We start from the raw sequence: 19,019 nt of genomic DNA, 5'->3' as shown, positions 1-19,019 counted from the left end.
CTGATCCCGCTCGTGCCCTCACTCGGAACCTTGGACGGCCGCCGCTCACTGCCTCAGCTCCGGCGGGCGGGCGGTCGATCGACCCGAGCGGACTGGACGATGTGTACACCGAGTCGCTCTGGGACTGCCAGGAGCGGACACGGCTGCTGGGCATCGCCTCAGCACCCCCCAACCGCAGACCATGGAACGAACTGCCGTGCTGCGCGAGGACCCGATGGAGATCCCCGAGGTGCGGGCCGCCGCCGGAGCACGGCTTGCCACCACGACCAGTCCTGGCTTCCCCTGACCCACCCCGGACAGGGCAAAGGCGGCCACAGTGTCTCCAGTTCTCCGCTTCTGGCACGCATTTCGTGAGCACTGCTGCCGACGGCTCGGGTCAGGCGACCAGTGCATCAGGTGCCGCAGGGCACCCGACCCCACGCTCAAGATCGCTCACGGAATGTGTGCCAGAAGCGGAGAACTGAGAGCGCCATGGCGGGTCGGGCGCGGTGGGGATGGTGAGGTGGGCCGTGCCTGCGGGTCTGACCGCGTTGGACGGTGCGCTCCGTGGGCCGGGTGGCGCAGGCGGGGTTGCGGGCCGGTACTCCAGGTGACTATCTGTGTGCATGCGTACCTCTTCGAGTGTTCCGCCGGGCCGTCGCAAGCGGCTGGCGTGTGCTGTGGTGATGGCGGTCGTCGGGACCGCCTGTGCGGGGGCGGCACCGGCTCTGGGAGCCGTCCGTTCCCCGGTGATGCCGGCGGCTGCGCCGAGCGGCCAGATGGGCTTCGCGCCCGGTCCGTACTACGAAGTCTTCACGGTGCCGGAAGGCGTGACACGGCTGACGTTCTATGTGTGGGGTCCGGGTGGTGCCGGTGGCGGGGGCGCCGGTGGTGGGGGCGGTGGCGGGGGTGGCGGTGGCGGAGAGAAGACGGCGGCGTCGACCTCGCCGAAGTACGGCGGCAGCGGCGGGGCCGGGGCGGGCGGCAGCGGGGGCTCGGGCGGCGGAGGTGGGGCCAGCGGCACTCTGGTCGTGTGCACCGTCCCCGCCACGGCGGGCGAGAAATTCGCGATCAAGGTCGGCATCGCCGCCAACCCGGCCGGGGCGGTCGGCGGACCGGCAGGCGGCGGTGGGAGCGGCGGCGCCGAAGGCAGCCTGCTCGTCAGCGGTCAAGCCGGGCGCGCGGGCGGTGGCGGCGGCAACGGCGGGACCGCGTATCAGAACCCGTCGGTGAGCACGGCCTTCAGCGACGGCGACAGTACCCAGATCAGGGCCGCGGAGGGGAACCAGGGGTCCGGTGGCGGCGGCGGTGGGGGCGGGGGAGCCGGTGGGGGCGGGGAGAACGGCAAGGTCGGTGGATCCGGCGGTTCGGGCGGGGGCGCCGGCGAGCCGGGCGGGCTGGGGAGCCCCGGCTCCGGCGGCGCGGCGGTCTCGGGCACCTGCAATGTGGACTACGACGAACCCGTTCCCGCTACCGTCCTGAGCAACGCAGGTACCGCGGGCACCGTCGGCACCGCAGGCGGGGCGGGCGCTGCCGGAGCGGGCGGCACGGCCAACAACGTCGGCAATACCGCCAGGGGCGGCTCCGGCGGGGCAGCGGGCTCCGGTGGCTCCGGTGGCGCCAGCCCCCTGGGTTCCATCCCCGCCGCCGTCAGCGCAGCCCTGCCCCCCGGAACCGCGGCCGGCGGAAGCGGCGCCACCGGCGGAAACGGAGGGACCGGAGGCAACGGCGGCCTCGGCGAGGACAGCGCCGGCAACGAGACCGACGGGAGCCCCGGCTCCGGCGGTGCCGCCGGAGGCGGCGGGTCCAAGGCCGGCGACGGGTACATCATCGTCACCTGGTAGCCACCCGGGCCGGCGCCCTGGCAGCTACCCCGGCCCCGCCACAGTGGGGCCGGGGTCCGGGGCGAACCGCGCTCTGTGCGCTCGGCCTGTCCAGCGGCAGCGGCCCGGCCCCCGGCCCGGGTCCGTGCCGACGCCTCTGGAACGTGTCGAGCTGGCGGGCGAAACCCCGTTCGTGGTCGGTCGGGCCGATGCCCGAGATCAGCTGGACGCAGGGCCCTGGCACGTGCGGCTGACGTGGCCGGTCGGCACCCCCATCCCCGTGCCCGAGCCCGTCTCCGGTCCCACACCCGCCTCCACGCCCGTCTCCGGTCTTGTGCCGGTGGAGGCGGCCGGAGCCACGAAGGGGTAGGAGCAGCGCGTGCTCCTGGTCCTCGTTGCTGGGCCGGGGGAAGTCCCCGCGTTCGGGAGAGATCTCGTCCCACCTGTCCCACCCGTCTCGGAACTGTGGGTCCTTCCATGGCGGGCCGGTTGTTGCCCCGGTACTGGGGTGGGCGGGTTATCAGGTGGGGACGGCCGTACGGCCGGACCACGCCACGAAGAAGGAGAGTCATGGCCTACGGGGAAGCGGTTACCACTACGAGCAGTGCGGCGCGCGCTGGCGGCAAGGGGGGCCGGTGCGGGACGGTCGACCGGGAGAGCCGGCCACGGCTATCCCGGCCCCGCCCGCTCCCTCCTCAACCGGATGGCGATGCGCCAGAACTACTGGTCACTCGGTGCCTTCTGCGCGACCTGCTGCCGACTGCTCGCCACCCATCACCTCCTTGAGGACGAGGCGATGTTCCGGAAGCTTCGCACCGCTGACCGGGACCTGTCACCCATCCTGCAACGACTCGAAGAGGAACACGAGCTGATCGTCGGCCTGATCACCTGCCTCGACCAGAAACTGGTACGCATGATCGAATTCAACGTTCACAAGGCCGCCGACCTGTGAACTTCGCCGAAGCCCGGGACTGACTGACCATCTACTCGAAGGGATCTGGTCCCTCCTGCGACGCGGCTGGCTCTCCAATGTCGCCTTCAGCACCCCCGAACACCTCATCCGCCGCGGCCTACGACACATCCAGTACCGCAGCGACCTCATAGGCGGCTGCCTCGCCGAGACCGGCCTGACCGTAAGACCCACTTGAGCAACGGCACGACATCACGAGTTCAACCTCAGTGACGGGTTCACGTTCCGGCGCGGCAACGACGGAAACCTGCACTCGTCCCGGTCGGCCCACACGGATCAGAAGCGCCGCTCCCCTGACAGTGAGACACCCGGGAACACGCCAGCCCATGAAAGTGACAGCCAGGCCCGACACCACCCACATGTCAGTGACACCCCACCCCTCCCTCCCACACCACCGCCAACCCGCCAACCCGACAAGTCGCCACTGACACCACCCCACTGGCGCAGAACCGGCACATCGCACCTGGGAGAGTTGCATGGTGGCCCGCTCCGCGGGCAGGGAGCAGAGCCCAGCTGAGGCGTACGCCTCAGCCGTGATCGCCTACACCACTCCACAGAACACCATCCCAGCTCGTCCAGCCAGCCGGTGAACTGCGCCTGCAAGGTGTCCTTGCTCGCGGGCTGCCGGGTGGCTCGGCTACCAGGTGATGAGGACGTAGCCCGAGGTGCCGGCGGTGCCGGCGGTGCCGGCGGCGCCTGGATTTCCTGGGACTCCGGGGGTGTTGTCGTCCATGGTGGTGTCCCCGTTTCCTCCGTAGCCGCCCGTGCGGCTGCCCGCGCCGAGTCCGCCGGAGCCCCCGGCTCCGGTGCCCGGGGGCGGTGCGGGGGTGGTCGGGAGAGTAGGCGCCCCGGTACCGCCGGAGCCGCCGAACGACCCGCCGAGACCGCCCGCTCCGCCGTTACCGCCGCGTCCGGTTCCGCCGTTATCCCCGTCGAAGCCCGTGCTGCCGGCGGAGCCTGGGCCACCGGCGGTACCCGCGGCACCGGGAGTGGCGGCTGTGGTGATGCTGGCGAAACAGAGACCGCGCGTGGCGGATCCGGGCTCGCCTCCGGCGCCTCCCGGCCGGGCCAGGCCTCCGGCACCGCCACGGCCGGGAGTGCCGCCGCCGGGAGTGGACGTACCGGTGGTGCCGCCGGCCCCGCCTCCGCCGCGGGGCCCGCCCACACTGCCGCGGCCCCCGGTGCCGCCGGCCGCTACGGCGACACCGAACAGGCCAACGCCGCCGGAATCCACGAACAGGCCGCTGGCTTCGCCGTTGGTGCCGCCAGCCCCGGTACCGCCGGACTCACCCGCACTGCCCGCACTGCCGTTCTCGGTGGCCGCTCCGCCATCGCCGCCGGCTCCGCCGCTGCCCGCTGTGCCGCCCTGGCCGCCCGCGCCGACCACCACGGCCAACTCCTCGTCCAGGATGGCCGAGACGGGAACGGTGCATGCCTGGTAGGAGCCGCTGCTGCCGCCCGCACCCCCGCCGGACCCGCTGCCTCCGGCCCCGCCGCCTCCTCCTCCGCCGCCTACGGGCTGGACGTTCGCGCGCTCGCCGCCGCCGCCTCCTCCGCCACCTCCCCCGCCGCCACCACTCCCTCCTCCGCCACCGCCCGCGCTCCAGGCATAGACGGTGATCTCGGTCACCCCCGAGGGCAGGGAGAATCTGTAGTCGCCCGGCGTAGTGAACGCCTGCTGGCCGGCCGGCCGCACTCCCTGACGCGCGGTGAAGAACGGTCCGGGCGAGAGGGGGGCCGGGTGGGCGACGGGAGCTGCCGCGAGGAGCAGACCGCCCGCCAGGGGCAGAGCCAACAGGCGTCCGTGACGGCGGCGCGGCGCGGCGTTCTCTGTGGTGGTGATCATGAGGTCAGTTTCAGCAGCCCGTGCCACAGCCGCCACCGCTGTACAGCCGAACGGCACACCGCCGGCGGCCGGAGGGCTTTCTGGCCGCCCGGCCGAACTGACCTCGGCCACCCGTCCGCCGGCCCGGCAGAGCGACTGGGTCGTCAGTCGCCGGAGTCTCTTCAGCCTCAGCGTCTTGCGCGGGTTGAGCGCTGCCCCACACGCGTTCGAAGGTCAGGGTGCGTCGATTGGGAAAGAGCTGTCCGACCGAGATGGCTGTGTCAACGGCCATTGAGATGCCCAGGTGGGTGGCCGTTGGGTGTCCAGGCTGGTGGCCATCAGAAACCCAGGAGTGTGGCCAGTTGTCCTCTGACACGTGATCTTGACCGATTGCCAGGTGATCTTGACCGACGCGATCGAAACGCCAAATTGGTACGGTCGGCCCATGGAAAATCCGCCAGAGAGCGTGGACCGCGAGATCCTGGGCGGCCGGATCATCCGTGCGATCAAGGCGTTCCGGGACGCGTCAGGCTGCACGATCCACGAAGCGATGGATTTCGTCGAGGAGCGTCGAGCGGAGCTTCGCCGCGATCGGCCGAGTGACTTCGGCTGAGCCGTGACGAGGATGGCAGGGACGTCCGCACCTGACCTGCCAGCTCCTCCGACTGGCCAAGCTAGCCTGGCAAACGGTCAAGATCACTGGTCGGAGGAAGGTATTCCTGGGGTGAGGGTCAGTTCAAGGGGATGACTCCCTTCCCGGCGAGGGTCCCGGCGAGGGTCTCGGCGAGGCGGTGTGAGTCGCCGGTGGTGGTCACGAGGTGAGCGTGGGGCATGAGGCGGTCGGCGCTCGCGCCCGCGAGGGTCTTGGGCATGATCGTGTCGAAGCCCGAGGGGTGAATGTTGCTGGTCACGGCGATGGACCGGCGCTCGTAGGCGGCGTCGATGATCCGGTAGAACGCCTCGGCGGCGTCTTCCCCGACGGGCAGCAGGCCGGTGTCGTCGATGACGATGAGGTCCGCGCGACAGATTCGGGCGACGGTCCGTGCGGTGGACCCGTCGACCTTCGACTTCCCGATCGCGGCGCTCAGCGTCTCCAGGGTGAACCAGGACACCCGCAGGTCTTACTCGATCGCGGCCTGGGCCAAGCCTTCGGTGAAGTGGCTCTTGCCCGTCCCCGACGGGCCGGCGATCAACAGGTTCTCGGCGCGGCCGATCCACTCCAGGGTGATCAGGAAGTTCTGGGTGGGCTCGGGGATGGTGGAGTCCTCGGCCCGCCAGGAGCCCAGGGTCTTGCCGGTGGGGAAGTCGCCGAGTGGCGGCGAAGACGCCGGGTGGCCGCGTCCACCGCCGCCGTCCAGCTGCCCGGAGGACGCCACACCGGCTCCCGCCTGCTTCGGCAGGACGTCTTTGCGCAGGGCTTGGAGCGTGCGTGTCGTGGCGGTGATCCGGTCGTTGCCGGGGCCCGCGCTCACCGTCCCGGCGGCGCCGCTGCCGCCGACTGCGCGCCCGCCGCCGCCCGCCACTTCGATGATGTCGTCGTCCGCGCCTCCGGTGACGGTGCTCGCTGCTCCGACCCCGTCCCCTCCCACGCCGCCCGTCGCGGGGATCAGCAACCCGCGGTAGTTCCCCACACCGCCGCTGCCGCCCGCCACGGTGATGTGTCCGCGCCGTCACCGCCGTCGACGACCGCCCCCGTCCTAGGGCGTGTATTGGGTCGTGATCAATCTGCGGGATTTGCTCTCGTTCCGGGGGTGGATCCGGTAATCAGGGGTGCATGACGCGGAGACAGCTGACCGACGAGGAGTGGGAGTGCGTGGGGCCGTACTTGCCCGTCGGTGAGTACGGGCCGTACCCCGCAGGGCTGCGCGAGCAGTTCGAGGGCGTGATCTGGAAGTTCCGTTCGGGTGCGCAGCGGCGGGAGATGCCGGCGGAGTTCGGCGCCTGGTCCACCGTGCACAACCGGTTCAGGCAGTGGCGGGACGTCGGCGTCCTCGAAGCCTTGCTGGAGGGGCTGATCGCCAAGGCCGCGGAGCGGGGTGGGGTGGGGTGGGGTGGGGTGGGGTGGATCTTTCGCTGGTCAGCGTGGATTCCACCACTGCTCGGGCCCACCATGACGCCGCCGGGATGCACCTCGATCCGGGAACGCTGGATGCCCTGGAGAAGGCCGCCGGGGAGGAGTGGGAGGCCCGGCCAAAGGGGGCTGCGGCGAGGAACAAGTCGGGCGGGACGCCGACGTCGAAGCTGAGGGGGCCGAACGCCGACGCGTCCGACGGCGCCACAAGCTCCGCCTGAAAGCGGCCCTGCTCGGGCGCTCGCGAGGCGGTCAGACCAGCAAGGTCCACGTCGCGGCCGACCGCAAGTGCCGACCGCTCGTACTGACCCTGACCGTCGGACAGGCCGCCGACAGCCCGCAGTTCATCCCCGTGCTGGACAAGGTGCGGGTCCGGCTCCCGGTCGGCCGTCCCCGCACCCGGCCCGACGCGGTCGCCGCAGACAAGGCGTACTCCTCCCGAGGCAACCGTGCCTACCTGCGTAGACGTGGCATCAAGGCGGTCATCCCGGAGAAGAAGGACCAGGCCGCCAACCGGAAGAAGAAGGGCCGCCGGGGCGGCCGGCCCCTCACCCACGACGCCGGGCTCTACAAGGACCGCAACACCGTCGAGCGCCTGATCAACAAACTGAAGGCGTGGCGCGGCATCGCCACCCGCTACGACAAGACCCCCGAGAGCTACCTCGCCGGACTGCATCTCCGCGCCTCCATGATCTGGATCAAGGAACTCGCAGCAAGCAACCATTGATCACGACCCAATACACACCCTGGTGCCGCATCAGGCAACGTTTGCCCTGGTGACGACTTTGCGTAGGCGGTGGTCGGTGGCGGGCTTGTTCCGCCAGATGGTGTAGCGGCGGATCATGCTGCCCTGGGCCTTGTGGCTGGGGTGGTCGGTGCCGTCGAGGGCGAAGTAGCGCAGGGCAGTGAACTGGGCCTTGACGCGGTTGAGCCAGGAGCTGTTGGTCGGGGTGTAGGCGATCTCCACGTTGTTCGCCGCAGCCCACGTCCCGACCCGCTGGATCCGATGCGACCGTACCCGTTCATCCGTACGATTCGCCCATGTCCGCAGCCCACCGGTGACCCGCCGGATGCGTCGCCCGGGAGGCCGGCATCAGCCGCGGTACGACTGGAGAGCCACCGCCGGGCCCTGCTCCTCCGCCTCCGCCTGCTCCTCCGCCTGCTCCTCCGCCTCCGCGTCCGCCTCCGCGTCCGTCAGCGCGGTGAGCGAATGTCCTTCCGTTGCACGGACCCGCCGGACGATGCACGGTGAGTGCATGAGAGATGGGCAGAGTGTGCAGACAGGGCTGGGTGTGGTGGCGGTACGGTCCCGTACGGTGCGGGCCGCTGTGTGTGCGGCGGGTATGGCGGGTTCGCTCGCGCTGACGGTCGCACTCGCTGCTCCCGCGTCCGCCGCGACGACGACCCAGACGTTCACCACGAGCAGCACGTTCACCGTCCCGGCCGGGATCACCAGCATCACCACCACCCTCGTCGCGGGAGGCTCTGGTGGAGGCGGAGGCGGAGGCGGAGGCGCCGGAGGTCTTGGCGCCACGTTCCGAGGCGGCGGTGGCGGAGGCGCGGGCGGTGGCGGCGGCGCGGGCGGAGCCCGGGTCACCTGCACCTTGGCGGTCACCCCCGGCCAGGTCCTGACCCTCACCGTCGCCACCGGCGGGGCGGGAGGGGCGGGAGGGGCGGGAGGCAGGCCCGGTGCCGGGGGAGGGTCGCCCCTCGGCAACAGCGTCGGTAACGGCGACAGCGGCACCCGCGGAAGCAGCGGCGGCAAGTCCGTCCTCACCGTCGGCGGAACCGTCCGGGCGTCCGTCTTCGGCGGGAACAGAGCGAACGGCGGCACAAGGGGCGACGGCGGCGTCGGCGGCCTGCTCGGAAACGCCCGGGGTCGCGGGGGCAGTTCCGCCTCCGGCGGCCTGGGCGGAGGCGGCGTTCTCGGGCAGGTCTCCGTCTGCCAGGGTACCCAGTCAAGCAACACCAACGGCGCAGACGGTGCTCGCAGTACGGACGGCACAGACGGTGCCGTCGTGTACGGCACCGGCGACGCCGCGGGCGGCACCGGCAGCATGGGTGGTGCGGCCGGTCCGGCAGGTATCCCGGTACCGGCCGACTGCCCGTCGGGCACCGGCAACGGCGGAACAGGCGGCAACGGCGGAACAGGCAGCAGCAGCACTCAGGCAACAACATCCCCCCCGGGGGACAGCGGTACCGCGGGCACCACCGGCGGCAGCGGCTGCATCACCCTGGCCTTCTGACGCTCCCAGAACCGGTCCACCATCAGTAGGTCAGCGTGATGCAGCCGCTGCCGGTGCCCGCAACTCCTGCGGCACCGGGTCCGCGGGCGAAGCCTTCGGCAGGGAGGGCGCTGGTGCCCCCGTTACCGCCGGTACCAGTACCCGCCGGGCAGCCGACCGGTACCGGGGCACCCGGCGGGCCGCCCGCCCCACCCGCAGAACCAGTACCGCCCGCGGCAGTTCCGGTGCGGGGTGCGTCGCCACCGTTGCCGCCGGGCACAGACGCCTGGACGGTTCCGCCGATGGTGAGGGCCGACGTGTCACCGCCTCCGCCGTTCCCACCGAAGCCGCCGTCGCTGCGTGGCCTGGGAGCGGCGCCGGTACCGGCGTTGCCGCCATTACCCACGGTGAGGGTCAGGACCTGGCCCGGGGTGACCTCCAGGGTGCAGGTGTCCCGGGCTCCGCCCGCGCCTCCGCCACGACCACCGCCCACCAGAGGAGTCCCGGACAGCGACAAGCTGCCGCCGCCGGAGCCTCCCGCGACGAGGGTGGTGGTGGTGATGCTGGTGATCCCGGCCGGGACGGTGAACGTGCTGCTCGTGGTGAACGTCTGGGCCGTCGCGGCGGACGCGGGAGCGGCCAGACCCACTGTCAGCGCCAGAGAGCCCGCCATACCCACCACGCCGACAACAGCACGCACCGCACGGGACCGGCAGGCCCTCCGCTTCTTGACACACCGATTCTCATTCATACATGAACCGTGATGGATGGAACGTTCCTCCGCAATCACCCGGCCACAACGCAGTGCGGTGTGAACAGGGCGCACGGGCACGCCATTTCTCAGAAATCTTCCTTCCCCGGAGCAGGATCGGAAACATGCCACCAGGGCGGCGTCGATCCCGGACCGTCGGGCGCTGCCACCCCACTGGACAGGCGATCCTCACTCGGTGACCAGACGGCCGGTGAAGCACCCGGGTAGGGAGGTCCGTACCACCGGATGGTCCGGACCTCCTCGTTACGACCAGGTGATCAGGGCGTAGCCGGCACCTCCGGGCAGGCCGGCCTGCCCGGAGGTGCCTGGGGAGCCGGCCGTACCGGGGGTGTCGTCGCTTCCGGCGGGGGTGTCACCGTTGCCGCCCTGGCCGCCCGTACCGCCAGGGCCACCGACACCGCCCGTGCCGCCCACGGCGACGCCGGGAGGCAGGGTGACCGTGCCGGCAGGCGGGGCGCCGCCCGCCCCGCCTGCACCACCCGTACCACCGGCACCGCCTGCCTCGCCTTTGCCGCCCTGGCCGACGGTTCCCCGGCCACCGGTCACACCGGCCGAGCCCTCACGGCCACTGCTGCCGACGGCGGCAGCGGTGCCTCTGGCCGTCACGGTGCCGGTTCCGCCCGGGCAGCTGCCCCCGGGCCTGATGCCACTGGGACCGGCGTGGCCGCCGGTACCGCCCGCGCTCGCCGCACCACCCGCTCCGCCGGCGCCACCGCTCTGGCTGATCTTGCCGTTCTCGCCGCCGCCTCCTCCACCACCGGCGGCACCGCCCCTCGACTCCGAGAACCCCACGAGGTTTCCGCCGGGCGATCCACCGAGGGCCAGCGCGTATGTACGGCCTACGCGCACACTGGTTGTCCCGCCACTGGTGGACGACGTACCGGCGTTGCCGCCCCCACCGCCGGGGCCACCGGCCGACCCGCTCGTGAGCAGAGTGCCGGCCGCGCCGCCGACGCCGCCACCGCCGGCGCTCCCGGGTGCGCCCTGACCCGCCGACGTGGCGATCCTGACCCTGAGTACGGCTCCCGGCGTCACAGGGAGCGTGCATGCCACATAGCTTCCCGCAGTGCCGCCCCCGCCTCCTCCGCCACCGGCGCCCCCCGCACCGCCACCGCCGCCACCGCCACCGACCCGCGACGACGAGAGCGGCTCGCTCTCCCCGCCTCCTCCACCACCGGCTCCGCCGGCACCGCCCGCGCCCGGACCACCACGCCCGCCACCGCCCCAGGCATACACCTGCACCCGCGTGACTCCAGCGGGCACCTTGAACGACCCCGACGCCGTGAACCCCTGCTCGCCCAAGACACGTACCCGCGCACTCCCCACGGCAGGCCCGGCGGCCGACGCCGAACCACACAGGCAGGCGCAGCCGAGCACCAGGGCCCCACTCACCACTACACGCGTACCGGTCCGGACTCGGCGAGCCGACCACAGACCTCGCACCCGGAAACCTGCTGCTCCACGCACAGGACAGCCCTTTCCTGTCTCACACGAACGGCCGGGCTCCACAGGCCCTTCCTCCCACCATGTTCACCACCCACCACCCGTCCGGCGCCCCGGACTACGCCACACGGCCCCGGCCCACAGCGGTCGCGGGCCGGATACGGACTACCAGGTACCGGGCAGGGCGAGTCCGACCACATGGCGTGCCTCGGGTGGATCACCTCTCCGCAGCCGATCGAAGTCGACTTCCGCACCTCCCGGACCAGGGCCGTCGACGTCACGCTCTGCCAGAACACCGACGTGACCGATCACCCGGACCAAGACCGGACCGGGAACAGGCGCCCGTACGACATGAGGAAGGCACTCCTTCACCCGCCGCCGGCCAAAGCGGGTGATACAGCGTCGCAGGCCCTGCGAGGCCGTATCACCTGGGGCGCCCGCCGAGCAACCGCGAGCTGCTCCGCTCGCCGGGCATCCCAGGCTCCGGTCCCGCCCTGACCGCGCGGAGCGGCGGACCCGGACACGGTCATCAGCCCGACCCCCGGTGGATGACCGGCCCGCACAGAAGTGGCCGTCCGGGCTGTGTGCGTGATGCGGGCAGCACCGGCCGGGTACCGCCGGTCCCGTCTCCGTCCCGGCTATACCGCCGGCTTCCCCGCAGAACACCACCGGGCACGGTGCGCCGCGGCGCGGTGTACTGCCGGGTGTTTGGTCTGGTCGGGCTCCCCACAAGTGATCGTCAGGGGGTGGTCTGCCGGTGAGGTCCGTGTCGGTGAGGACGGTGTCTGCGGGGTGGTGTAGACGGTGTTCCTGACAGCAGCCACGAACCCGGGAGTGGAAGGTCTGTCCGGTCTCCGCGGAGGTGGTGGCCGCCGTCCCGCCCACGGTTGCCGCTCTCGTTTCTGTCTCAGGAGGTCCTGTCATGCGGGTTCGCTCTCATCCACGAGGGTACGGCCGGCTGTGGCCGGCGGCGGCCGTCGTCGTCATCGGCTCCGCCCTGGCCCAGATCCCCCTCGCGCTCCCCGCCCACGCCGCTGTCCCGGCCGGCTGCACCGTGGCACCGGTAGCCGGCGGCAACAGCATCACCTGTCTCCTGGGCATCCCCGCCGGGCAGACCCTTGACGCAGGCCCCGGCAACGACACCATCACCATCACCGGAGCGGTCCTGGGAACCGTCAACGGCCAGGAAGGCGAAGACACGATCACCGTCACCGGCACCACCGGCACCCCGGGTACCTCCGGCGGTATCGGGGTAGGTACGGGCGGGGTTGTCGACGGTGGCGACGGCAACGACAAGATCACCGTCACCGCCGGCTCCGCCGACGTCGGGACCGCGGAGGACGACGACGCCGGCGGGACCGGCGCCCTGGGAACCGTACGCGGCGGGCCCGGCACCGACACCCTCCAGGTCACCGGCGGCGACGGCGGCACCATCGGCGCGGACAGCACCGGTCCCGGCGGTCCCGGCGTGGGAGCCGGCGGCAGCGTGGACGGCGGCACCGAAGCCGACTCCATCACCGTCACCGGCGGATCCGGTGCACTGCTCGACATCATCGGAGTGCAGCTTCCGGCCGCCGATGGCCGGGGCGGCGACGGTATCGCCGCCTCGGGCACCGTGACCGGTGGCGACGGCGACGACAACATCGACGCCGTCGGCGGCCACGGGCGCACTGCCAGCGGCTCCGGCACGGCCGGCAGGCTCTCCGGTGGAGCCGGCAACGACCGCATCACCACCGCGCCCCGCACCCTCGTCATCGAGAGGGCCGCCTACGGGGCGCTCCGGGCCGGGGCCGGTATCGCGTCCACGGGGTCCGTGGACGCCGGTGACGGCGACGACACCCTCGCAGCCACCGGCGGACCCACTTCTGTGAACGACGGTGTCGGCGGGCCCGGGGTCGCGGGGACCGCCACCGGCGGGACCGGGAACGACACGATCACCGCCACCGGGGGCGTAGCCCTCGCCAATCTTCCCGGGATCTCCGGAGGGTCCGGTATCTCCTCCTCCGGGACCGTGAGCGGCGGCACCGGCGACGACACCCTCACCGCCACCGGCCACAACGGAGCCCCCGGCAACGCGGGCACCGTCAACGGCGACGCCGGCACCGACACCCTCCGCGCGACCACCCCCGACCCCGCCGGCCTCGGTGCCACGGGGAACACCGGCACCCTCGACGGCGGGGACGACGCCGACACCATCACCGCCACCGGCGGCCCAGGCGGCAACGGAGGGGACGGGTTCACCGACTTCAGAGACCTCACCCGCTCCACCCCGGGCGGGCCCGGAGCCGCGGGCGGCACCGGCAACAGCGGCACCGTCCAAGGCGGCGGGGGCATCGACACCATCACCGCCACCGGAGGCAATGCCGGCAACGGCGGCATGGGCGGAGCCAGGACAACCGGCGGAACCGGCGGAACCGGCGGAACCGGCGGCGCGGGCAGCACCGGCCTGATCGACGGCGGAAACGACGGCGACAACATCACCACCACCGGCGGTGACGCCGGAAACGGGGGACCAGGCGGTTACGCGTACGGCCTCACCGGAGGCAACGGCGGCACCGGCGGCACCGGCGGAAACGGTGGCACCGGCAACGCCACCGGTGCCACCCTGAGCGGCGGCACCGGCGACGACACCCTCACCGCCACCCCCGGACCCGGAGGCCCAGGCGGACCCGGCGGAACCGCCCCCAACGGCACCGGCCAAGGCGGCGGCACGCCCGGCAACCCCGGCCTCGTCGGCACCAGCAACGCCGGTACTGTCGAAGGCAACACCGGCACCAACACCTGCCACGCCACCGGCGGCACCCTCCACAACTGCCAGAACTGACCCCGACAACCTCCACCACCGCCGGGGTGCGCGACAGCACACCCCGGCACCCCTGGGCACCAGGTACGGACAGACGATCCCGGGAAACTGGCCGGCACCAACCCCCGGACCCGACGAACTCGCCCACCTTGCCACCCGGACCTGACCCGCTCCCCGCCCTTACGGGAGGTGCTGGGTGATACGGCGCATCCGTCCGTCATCGGTGGTACCAGGGAGTCACGGTAGACGAGTTCTGGGCGCGGGGTCCGGATCTGGTCGCGCACGTACCACTCGACCGTACGCCGCGAGACGCCCAGCATGACGGCGGCCTGCTGGGCGGAGCCCTGATCTGTCGGTGGACCAGCCGGGCGGGTCGATGTCGAAGGGGAACGGTTCGGTGAGTGCGGTGGTGTCGCCGGCCTGGACCAGGCGGTCGGTGCAGCCGCCGTGTTCCAGGCGGCCGAGGCAGAGCCGGGGCGCCGGGTCGAGTTCCAGGCGCCAGTAGTGTGCGGTTCCCGCCGCCGCGTACAGGGCCGGTTTCATCTTGCGGTCGGTGACCCGGGTCGGCGGGGAGCGATCTCGATGACGATCAGGACGTCCTGGGCGTCGACGGTCAGGACGGCCTTGGCCGCGGCGTCCGCGTCGATGTCGCGGCCAGGGCACAACGGCCTGCACCACCAGTGCATCCGGGCAGTCCGGAACCTGGTCACCGTGCGGCTCCTCCCCCTATGGCCGGCTGTCGGGGGGCCAGACGGTGACCAGGCGAGGGTGGAGGCGGGGTGTTCCGGCAGGCGCGGGGAGAGGGGTGCGCCTGCCGGAACGGCTGGGGGTGGGTTCCCGTCCCGGGCGGACAGGGGGCCCAGGACGGGCGTGCGCCCGGACGTCCCAGGGCACCGGTCGGGAGCCGGTGCTGCGGGCCGTGTGCCCGGGGCCGGATGCCGGTCCCGGCGGGAGCTCTCTCCGGAACGGTGGTGGCCCGCTTCTCGGGGAGGGGGACGTCGGTCGGTGTGGTCAGGGTGGCGGGACGAGCCGGACGGCGGTGACGGTGAGGGCGGCCTGGGCGACGTAGTAGACGACGAATACGCCCCGGACCGTCGCGGTACGCCGGTCCCGCTCGCCCTTCATCGCTTCCGATCCGTGCCCGTACGGGTCCCGGCCCAGGGTCTGTTCCATCCGGGACCGGAACCCGGCCACGTCGTCGGCCTTCTTCAGTGTCTCCTCGGCGACGGGGGCGTACACGATCCTGTACCGGCTCACGCGGCTCCCTGCTCCCGCAGCTGCGCGAAGATCTCCTCGTCCTCAGGGAACGAGGCCAGCTCGACGATCCACCGGCGCACCACGTTGTAGAGGTCGTCGACGTTCGCCGCGTCGATCTCCGCGTCGAACTGCGCCCGCCGCTCCCCGGACAGCGCGGCGCGGATACCGCCGATCGTGGCCGGCACCTCGACCCGCTCGCCGTCGTGCATCGTCCAGCGCACATCGCCCTCGGCCATCACCGAACACCCCTCGTCTGCAGAGAGCCTGCCGTCCCGGCCACGCTAGCGGGAACGCCCGGCCAAAGGCAGCCGAACCACGGTGACTTCACCCCGAAGAATGGGCCTGGCCGATGCCAGAACAGGCCACCCGCTCCTGGTCTTCCTGTCGCGGAGCAGCCAGCAGACCGGGGCGGCTCGTTCGGCGGCAGTCTGCTGCAAGTCCGGGGGCAACTTCCGGAGGTGCCCCCCCCGGAGTGTGGACACAGGTGTGAATGGGTGTGGTGGTGGCATTGGTTGGGTGTCAGCTGGGTTTGTGGGGTTGTCCCTGCTCTCACTTCGCAGTGGTTCTGATCTTGGCTGTCATGGGGTGACCGTGTTGCTGTCATGGGCTGCATAGCAGCTGGGTGGTTGGCTGTCGTGGGGTTGCCTATTTCTGTGCGTGGCCTGCCGGGGTGGGGGTGTGCTGGCGTGTATGGGTGGGGGTGTGGGGCTGGCGTGGGGTGTGGTGGTGCGTCGTCTGTTGGCGGTGGCTGAGGTGTCGGGTTCGGTGTCTGTGCTGTATGTGCGGGTGGCCGCTGAGGCGTGGGGTGTGTCGCCGTGGACGGTGTGGCATTGGCTTGCTGCGGGGCGCGCGGGCCGGTTGGAGCGGATACCGAAGTCGTCGTTTTCGTTGTCGGATGTGTGGTGGACACGGCTGGCCGGGGTGGGTGGGAACGTTGCGGCGGTGTACCGGTGGTTTGCGGCCGACGGTTCGCTATCGCCTGGGAGTGTGCCGTCCCTGGGAACGCTTCATCGTGTGGTGCGCCGGGATTTGCAAGCGGGTCGGGTGTTGGTGGTGGCGCGGGCGTCCCGGGGCCGGGTGGAGGCTGGTGGTTATGACCGGGTCCTGGCTGAGTTGAAGCTGGAGCGGCCGGGTGAGGGCCTGGCGGTGGTGGACGCCGAGCCGGGGGCTCCTGCCGTGGTTGAGGCGGATGAGGAAGACGTCGTGCCGTCGCGGGGTGGGGTGCGGTTGTTTGTGCCGGGTGCGCGTGTGGTGTCGACGGCCCCGGTGGCTGCTGTGGTGGAGGCGGTGGGGCGCACTGTCGCGGCCAGGGGGATTGGGTGTGTGTTCGGGGAGCCGGGGGTGGGGAAGGCGGTGGCGGTGCGGCAGGCGCTGTATCTGCTGCCTGATCGGGTGCCGGTGTGGCGGGTGGTGGTGGGGGTGAAGCCGGGCCTGCCGCAGATGCGTGCTTCGCTGCTGGACGCGCTGGGGCTGTCGGCGGGTTCTCTCTCGCACCGTGGACAGCCGGCGGACCGGGCTCTCGGGGAGGCGCTGCGCCGGGGGTGATGTTCCTTGATGATGCGCAGCGTTTGTCTCCGCCGTTGCTGGATTACCTGCGCCTGTTGTGGGACGAGCCGGGTACGGCAGCGGCGCTGGTGCTGTGTGGGGCGGGCGCGGAGCGGGTGATTGCTCGGGCGCCGGCGCTGCGGTCGCGGGTGCTGACCTGGCACCAGGTCCCCGGCCTGGACCAGGAACGGCTCGCCGAGATGCTGGCGATGTTCCATGACGTGTGGGAGGGCGTGGATCCGGCGGACGTGGCGTGGGCGGATGCCACGGTGGCGCGGGGCAACTTCCGTACCTGGGCGAAGATCACTTCCCATGTCTGCGTGCGATCTCTCGGGTTGGGGACAGTGGTGTGAGAGACAGTGAGTCCCTGATGTGTTGTTGCTGGTCAGTGACTGTTTTGGGCTGTGGGGCCACTGTCTTGGATGTGAGAGATCGGTGGGGGATCGCTGTCCTGGGTCTTTATCGGTCCTGGTGTGACGCTGTCTCAGTTTCGTGAGTTCTGATCCATCGGCTGGTCGGGGTCGGTGTGATGGGCGCGTGGATGAGGAAGCGCAGTTCCCGGGCTCGGAGGGTTCGGACGCGGTGTTGCCGGCTGTGTCGGTGCGGGCGTTGCGGGGGCCGGCGGTGCGTCGGTTGCTGGCTTTGCGCCGGGAGGGGAAGCTCGCCACCCGGGATGTGAGGGCGATGGCTGAGACGTTGGGTGTGCGGGAGCGTGCGGTGTGGAAGTGGGTGGCTGCCGCCGAGCAGGACGAGGCCGTGGCCCGGGCGCCGGGGGAGCGGACCCGGTACTACGGGAGGTTTACGGTCACCGCGGAGGTCCGGGCTCTGCTGGGGCTGTGGCGAGGCAACGTCGCTGCCGTCCACCGTGAACTGACGGCGCGCGCGGCCCGGGGCGAGGGTGAACCGCCTCCGTCGATTCCGACGTTGCATCGTGCGATCCGGCGGGATCTGACAGCGGGGGAGCGGGCGGGACTTGCCGGTGGTGAGGGCGAGGCCCGTAAACATGATGTGTTTCTGGCCCGGCCGCGGGGCTGGCGGAATCAGGTGTGGGAGACCGACCATGTTCAGGCCCCGGTGCTGGTCGATGTCGAGGGCACCGCGCTGAGGCCCTGGATCACCTGGTTCGTGGACTGCGCCACGAACACGATCATGGGTGTTGCGGTGACGCCGGGGTATCCGTCGCGGGAGTCGGTGTTGGCCGCGCTGCGCGCGGCGGTGTTGCGCGGGGAGCCGTTCGGGCCGCAGGGCGGGCTGCCGGAGAAGGTGCGTGTGGACCGGGGCAGGGACTTTCTGTCGAAGGCGGTAGCGGCCGCGTTCGGAGCTCTGGTGGTTCAGGTGGAGGACCTGCCCGCTTGTGGGGGAGCACCAACCCCGCACCTGCCCGCACCCAGGACTACTCCGACGAACCACCTTTCTGACGCCAGCGCCCATGCTCCTGCCCCTGGACTGCGCAGGTTGACTGAGTGCTGCACAGATTCACTGAAGGGCCCTGAGGCTGCTTCAGTGCAGGTACGCACTGCGCGGTTCTGCTGCTTCTCGACCTTCTGGCGGCGGGGTGGCCTCGCTGCGAGGGCCTGATTCCCGTCTCTATCCGAGAAACCACTTTGAATCACCCTCTTCGTGTCTTGAGTGGTCCCTTTACTGTCAGTGGCCCGTGTAGCGGACTGGTCCTGGAGGCGGAGCCGGAAGGCCCTCTGGGTGGGGGAGCGGAGCGGACCCACCTGACAGGCCGGCCCCGTGAGGCTGGGCGACCTCCCGCGCGGAGCGCGGGGCTCTGAGACCAGCGGGGTTGGCCTGCTCCGGTGGAAGCGCAGCGGAACAGGAGTAGCGTCGAGCGGGATCTGGAGCGATCACCATTCTGGAGGGGCTGATGGAGGCGAAGAGTGAGTGGCCGGAGTTGATGGGGAAGCCGGCGGATGTGGCCCGCCGACAGATCGGGGCGGAGTTCCCGGAGATTGCGGTCCATGTGGTGCCTGAGGGCAGCGTGGTGACGATGGACTTCAATGAGCAGCGGGTGAGGCTGTTCGTGAAGGACGGCAAGGTGGTCCGGGAGCCCCGGCGAGGGTAGTTTCTGCTGGCAGCTTGGCCTGCGGAGCAGGCCTGGGGTCCTGGAGGCGGAGCCGGAAGGGCCTTGGGGTGGGGGAGCGGACCCGCCCAACGGGCCGGAGGCCCGGGCCCCGTGAAACGGGGTCACCTCCCGCGCGGAGCGCGGGAGGCCTTGGGCCTGTGGAGCAGGCCCGCTCTGGTGGAGCGCAGCGGAACCAGAGCCAGTCCGGAGCGAAGCGCAGAGCCGGGTGCCGAAGGCA

17 protein-coding genes and 4 pseudogenes are annotated in these 19,019 nt (G+C 71.6%); 11 read left to right on the top strand and 10 right to left on the bottom strand.

The features are described 5' to 3' along the window. Positions 1-809 precede the first annotated feature (809 nt). The 3 genes and pseudogenes from ACIA5F_RS28840 to ACIA5F_RS28830 form a co-directional block, all read left to right on the top strand. Positions 810-1,823: a hypothetical protein gene (locus ACIA5F_RS28840; RefSeq protein WP_399358002.1), complete on the top strand. Its 1,014-nt coding sequence runs from the start codon at positions 810-812 to the stop codon at positions 1,821-1,823. Between the two features lie 583 nt (positions 1,824-2,406). After that, complete coding sequence (locus ACIA5F_RS28835) at positions 2,407-2,754, top strand: hemerythrin domain-containing protein (protein WP_399358000.1); 348 nt, start codon at positions 2,407-2,409, stop codon at positions 2,752-2,754. A 34-nt stretch (positions 2,755-2,788) separates the two neighbouring features. Beyond that, a pseudogene (locus ACIA5F_RS28830) lies at positions 2,789-2,950 on the top strand (IS630 family transposase); the annotation flags it as partial. Positions 2,951-3,409: 459 nt separating this feature from the next. Here the strand turns inward: ACIA5F_RS28830 and ACIA5F_RS28825 are convergent. Continuing rightward, positions 3,410-4,618 (bottom strand): hypothetical protein, encoded by a 1,209-nt coding sequence (locus tag ACIA5F_RS28825; RefSeq protein ID WP_399357999.1) that lies wholly within the window; start codon positions 4,616-4,618, stop codon positions 3,410-3,412. A 355-nt stretch (positions 4,619-4,973) separates the two neighbouring features. On the opposite strand from ACIA5F_RS28825, the gene ACIA5F_RS28820 reads away from it, so the two are divergent. Beyond that, positions 4,974-5,210, top strand: coding sequence for a hypothetical protein (locus ACIA5F_RS28820; protein ID WP_399357997.1), 237 nt, complete (start codon positions 4,974-4,976; stop codon positions 5,208-5,210). A 118-nt stretch (positions 5,211-5,328) separates the two neighbouring features. Here ACIA5F_RS28820 and ACIA5F_RS28815 read toward each other — a convergent pair. Beyond that, a pseudogene (locus ACIA5F_RS28815) lies at positions 5,329-6,069 on the bottom strand (ATP-binding protein). A gap of 302 nt (positions 6,070-6,371) precedes the next feature. Between ACIA5F_RS28815 and ACIA5F_RS28810 the strand changes: the two are divergent. After that, positions 6,372-7,395, top strand: a pseudogene (locus ACIA5F_RS28810) (IS5 family transposase). Positions 7,396-7,425: 30 nt separating this feature from the next. On the opposite strand, the pseudogene ACIA5F_RS28805 reads toward ACIA5F_RS28810, so the two are convergent. Next, positions 7,426-7,674: pseudogene (locus ACIA5F_RS28805) on the bottom strand (hypothetical protein); the annotation flags it as partial. 87 nt (positions 7,675-7,761) lie between these two features. After that, the gene (locus ACIA5F_RS28800) at positions 7,762-8,127 is read right to left on the bottom strand and encodes a hypothetical protein (RefSeq protein ID WP_399357995.1); all 366 of its coding nucleotides are present in this window, start codon (positions 8,125-8,127) and stop codon (positions 7,762-7,764) included. Between the two features lie 559 nt (positions 8,128-8,686). On the opposite strand from ACIA5F_RS28800, the gene ACIA5F_RS28795 reads away from it, so the two are divergent. Further along, positions 8,687-8,914 carry a hypothetical protein gene (locus ACIA5F_RS28795; RefSeq protein WP_399357993.1) on the top strand — a complete coding sequence of 76 codons (228 nt, stop codon included), beginning with the start codon at positions 8,687-8,689 and terminating at the stop codon, positions 8,912-8,914. Positions 8,915-8,936: 22 nt separating this feature from the next. Here the strand turns inward: ACIA5F_RS28795 and ACIA5F_RS28790 are convergent, their stop codons facing one another. Both ACIA5F_RS28790 and ACIA5F_RS28785 read right to left on the bottom strand, forming a co-directional pair. Then, complete coding sequence (locus ACIA5F_RS28790; RefSeq protein ID WP_399357991.1) at positions 8,937-9,566, bottom strand: hypothetical protein; 630 nt, start codon at positions 9,564-9,566, stop codon at positions 8,937-8,939. A 342-nt stretch (positions 9,567-9,908) separates the two neighbouring features. Continuing rightward, positions 9,909-10,271 carry a hypothetical protein gene (locus tag ACIA5F_RS28785; RefSeq protein ID WP_399357989.1) on the bottom strand — a complete coding sequence of 121 codons (363 nt, stop codon included), beginning with the start codon at positions 10,269-10,271 and terminating at the stop codon, positions 9,909-9,911. 1,759 nt (positions 10,272-12,030) lie between these two features. Between ACIA5F_RS28785 and ACIA5F_RS28780 the strand changes: the two genes are divergently transcribed. Beyond that, entirely contained in the window at positions 12,031-13,932 is a 1,902-nt protein-coding gene (locus tag ACIA5F_RS28780; protein WP_399357987.1) for a beta strand repeat-containing protein, read from the top strand. A gap of 216 nt (positions 13,933-14,148) precedes the next feature. On the opposite strand, the gene ACIA5F_RS28775 is transcribed toward ACIA5F_RS28780, so the two are convergent. The 4 genes from ACIA5F_RS28775 to ACIA5F_RS28760 all read right to left on the bottom strand — a co-directional run bounded on the left by ACIA5F_RS28775 (position 14,149) and on the right by ACIA5F_RS28760 (position 15,404). Beyond that, positions 14,149-14,454 carry a hypothetical protein gene (locus tag ACIA5F_RS28775; protein WP_399357985.1) on the bottom strand — a complete coding sequence of 102 codons (306 nt, stop codon included), beginning with the start codon at positions 14,452-14,454 and terminating at the stop codon, positions 14,149-14,151. Continuing rightward, positions 14,451-14,621, bottom strand: a complete 171-nt coding sequence (locus ACIA5F_RS28770) for a hypothetical protein (protein ID WP_399357983.1) — start codon at positions 14,619-14,621, stop codon at positions 14,451-14,453. Before ACIA5F_RS28770 ends, ACIA5F_RS28775 begins: the two co-directional genes overlap by 4 nt. 301 nt (positions 14,622-14,922) lie before the next feature. Further along, positions 14,923-15,168 (bottom strand): hypothetical protein, encoded by a 246-nt coding sequence (locus ACIA5F_RS28765; protein ID WP_399357981.1) that lies wholly within the window; start codon positions 15,166-15,168, stop codon positions 14,923-14,925. After that, a complete protein-coding gene (locus ACIA5F_RS28760; RefSeq protein ID WP_399357979.1) occupies positions 15,165-15,404 on the bottom strand; it encodes a hypothetical protein in 240 nt (79 codons plus the stop codon). The genes ACIA5F_RS28765 and ACIA5F_RS28760 overlap by 4 nt, the downstream gene beginning before the upstream one ends. A gap of 466 nt (positions 15,405-15,870) precedes the next feature. On the opposite strand from ACIA5F_RS28760, the gene ACIA5F_RS28755 reads away from it, so the two are divergent. The 4 genes from ACIA5F_RS28755 (at position 15,871) to ACIA5F_RS28740 (ending at position 18,781) form a co-directional block, all read left to right on the top strand. Continuing rightward, positions 15,871-16,713 (top strand): hypothetical protein, encoded by an 843-nt coding sequence (locus ACIA5F_RS28755; RefSeq protein ID WP_399357977.1) that lies wholly within the window; start codon positions 15,871-15,873, stop codon positions 16,711-16,713. Then, entirely contained in the window at positions 16,710-17,066 is a 357-nt protein-coding gene (locus ACIA5F_RS28750) for a hypothetical protein (protein WP_399357975.1), read from the top strand. Before ACIA5F_RS28755 ends, ACIA5F_RS28750 begins: the two co-directional genes overlap by 4 nt. A 184-nt stretch (positions 17,067-17,250) precedes the next feature. Then, positions 17,251-18,291, top strand: coding sequence for a hypothetical protein (locus ACIA5F_RS28745; protein WP_399357973.1), 1,041 nt, complete (start codon positions 17,251-17,253; stop codon positions 18,289-18,291). Between the two features lie 292 nt (positions 18,292-18,583). Next, positions 18,584-18,781, top strand: coding sequence for a serine protease inhibitor (locus ACIA5F_RS28740; protein WP_399357971.1), 198 nt, complete (start codon positions 18,584-18,586; stop codon positions 18,779-18,781). Positions 18,782-19,019 lie beyond the last annotated feature (238 nt).

It is taken from the genome of Streptomyces sp. NPDC051567 (assembly GCF_044454165.1).
In the GTDB taxonomy this organism is placed as follows: domain Bacteria; phylum Actinomycetota; class Actinomycetes; order Streptomycetales; family Streptomycetaceae; genus Streptomyces.
This window is presented reverse-complemented; position numbering and strand designations above follow the sequence as displayed.

What these genes read in the sequence shown, in the direction of transcription:
- ACIA5F_RS28760 (WP_399357979.1), bottom strand. Translation starts at nt 15,404, where the DNA reads ATGGCCGAGGGCGATGTGCGCTGGACGATGCACGACGGCGAGCGGGTC.
- ACIA5F_RS28780 (WP_399357987.1), top strand. Translation starts at nt 12,031, where the DNA reads ATGCGGGTTCGCTCTCATCCACGAGGGTACGGCCGGCTGTGGCCGGCG.
- ACIA5F_RS28775 (WP_399357985.1), bottom strand. Translation starts at nt 14,454, where the DNA reads ATGAAACCGGCCCTGTACGCGGCGGCGGGAACCGCACACTACTGGCGC.
- ACIA5F_RS28790 (WP_399357991.1), bottom strand. Translation starts at nt 9,566, where the DNA reads ATGGCGGGCTCTCTGGCGCTGACAGTGGGTCTGGCCGCTCCCGCGTCC.
- ACIA5F_RS28800 (WP_399357995.1), bottom strand. Translation starts at nt 8,127, where the DNA reads ATGCTGGTGATCCCGGCCGGGACGGTGAACGTGCTGCTCGTGGTGAAC.
- ACIA5F_RS28825 (WP_399357999.1), bottom strand. Translation starts at nt 4,618, where the DNA reads ATGATCACCACCACAGAGAACGCCGCGCCGCGCCGCCGTCACGGACGC.
- ACIA5F_RS28740 (WP_399357971.1), top strand. Translation starts at nt 18,584, where the DNA reads ATGGAGGCGAAGAGTGAGTGGCCGGAGTTGATGGGGAAGCCGGCGGAT.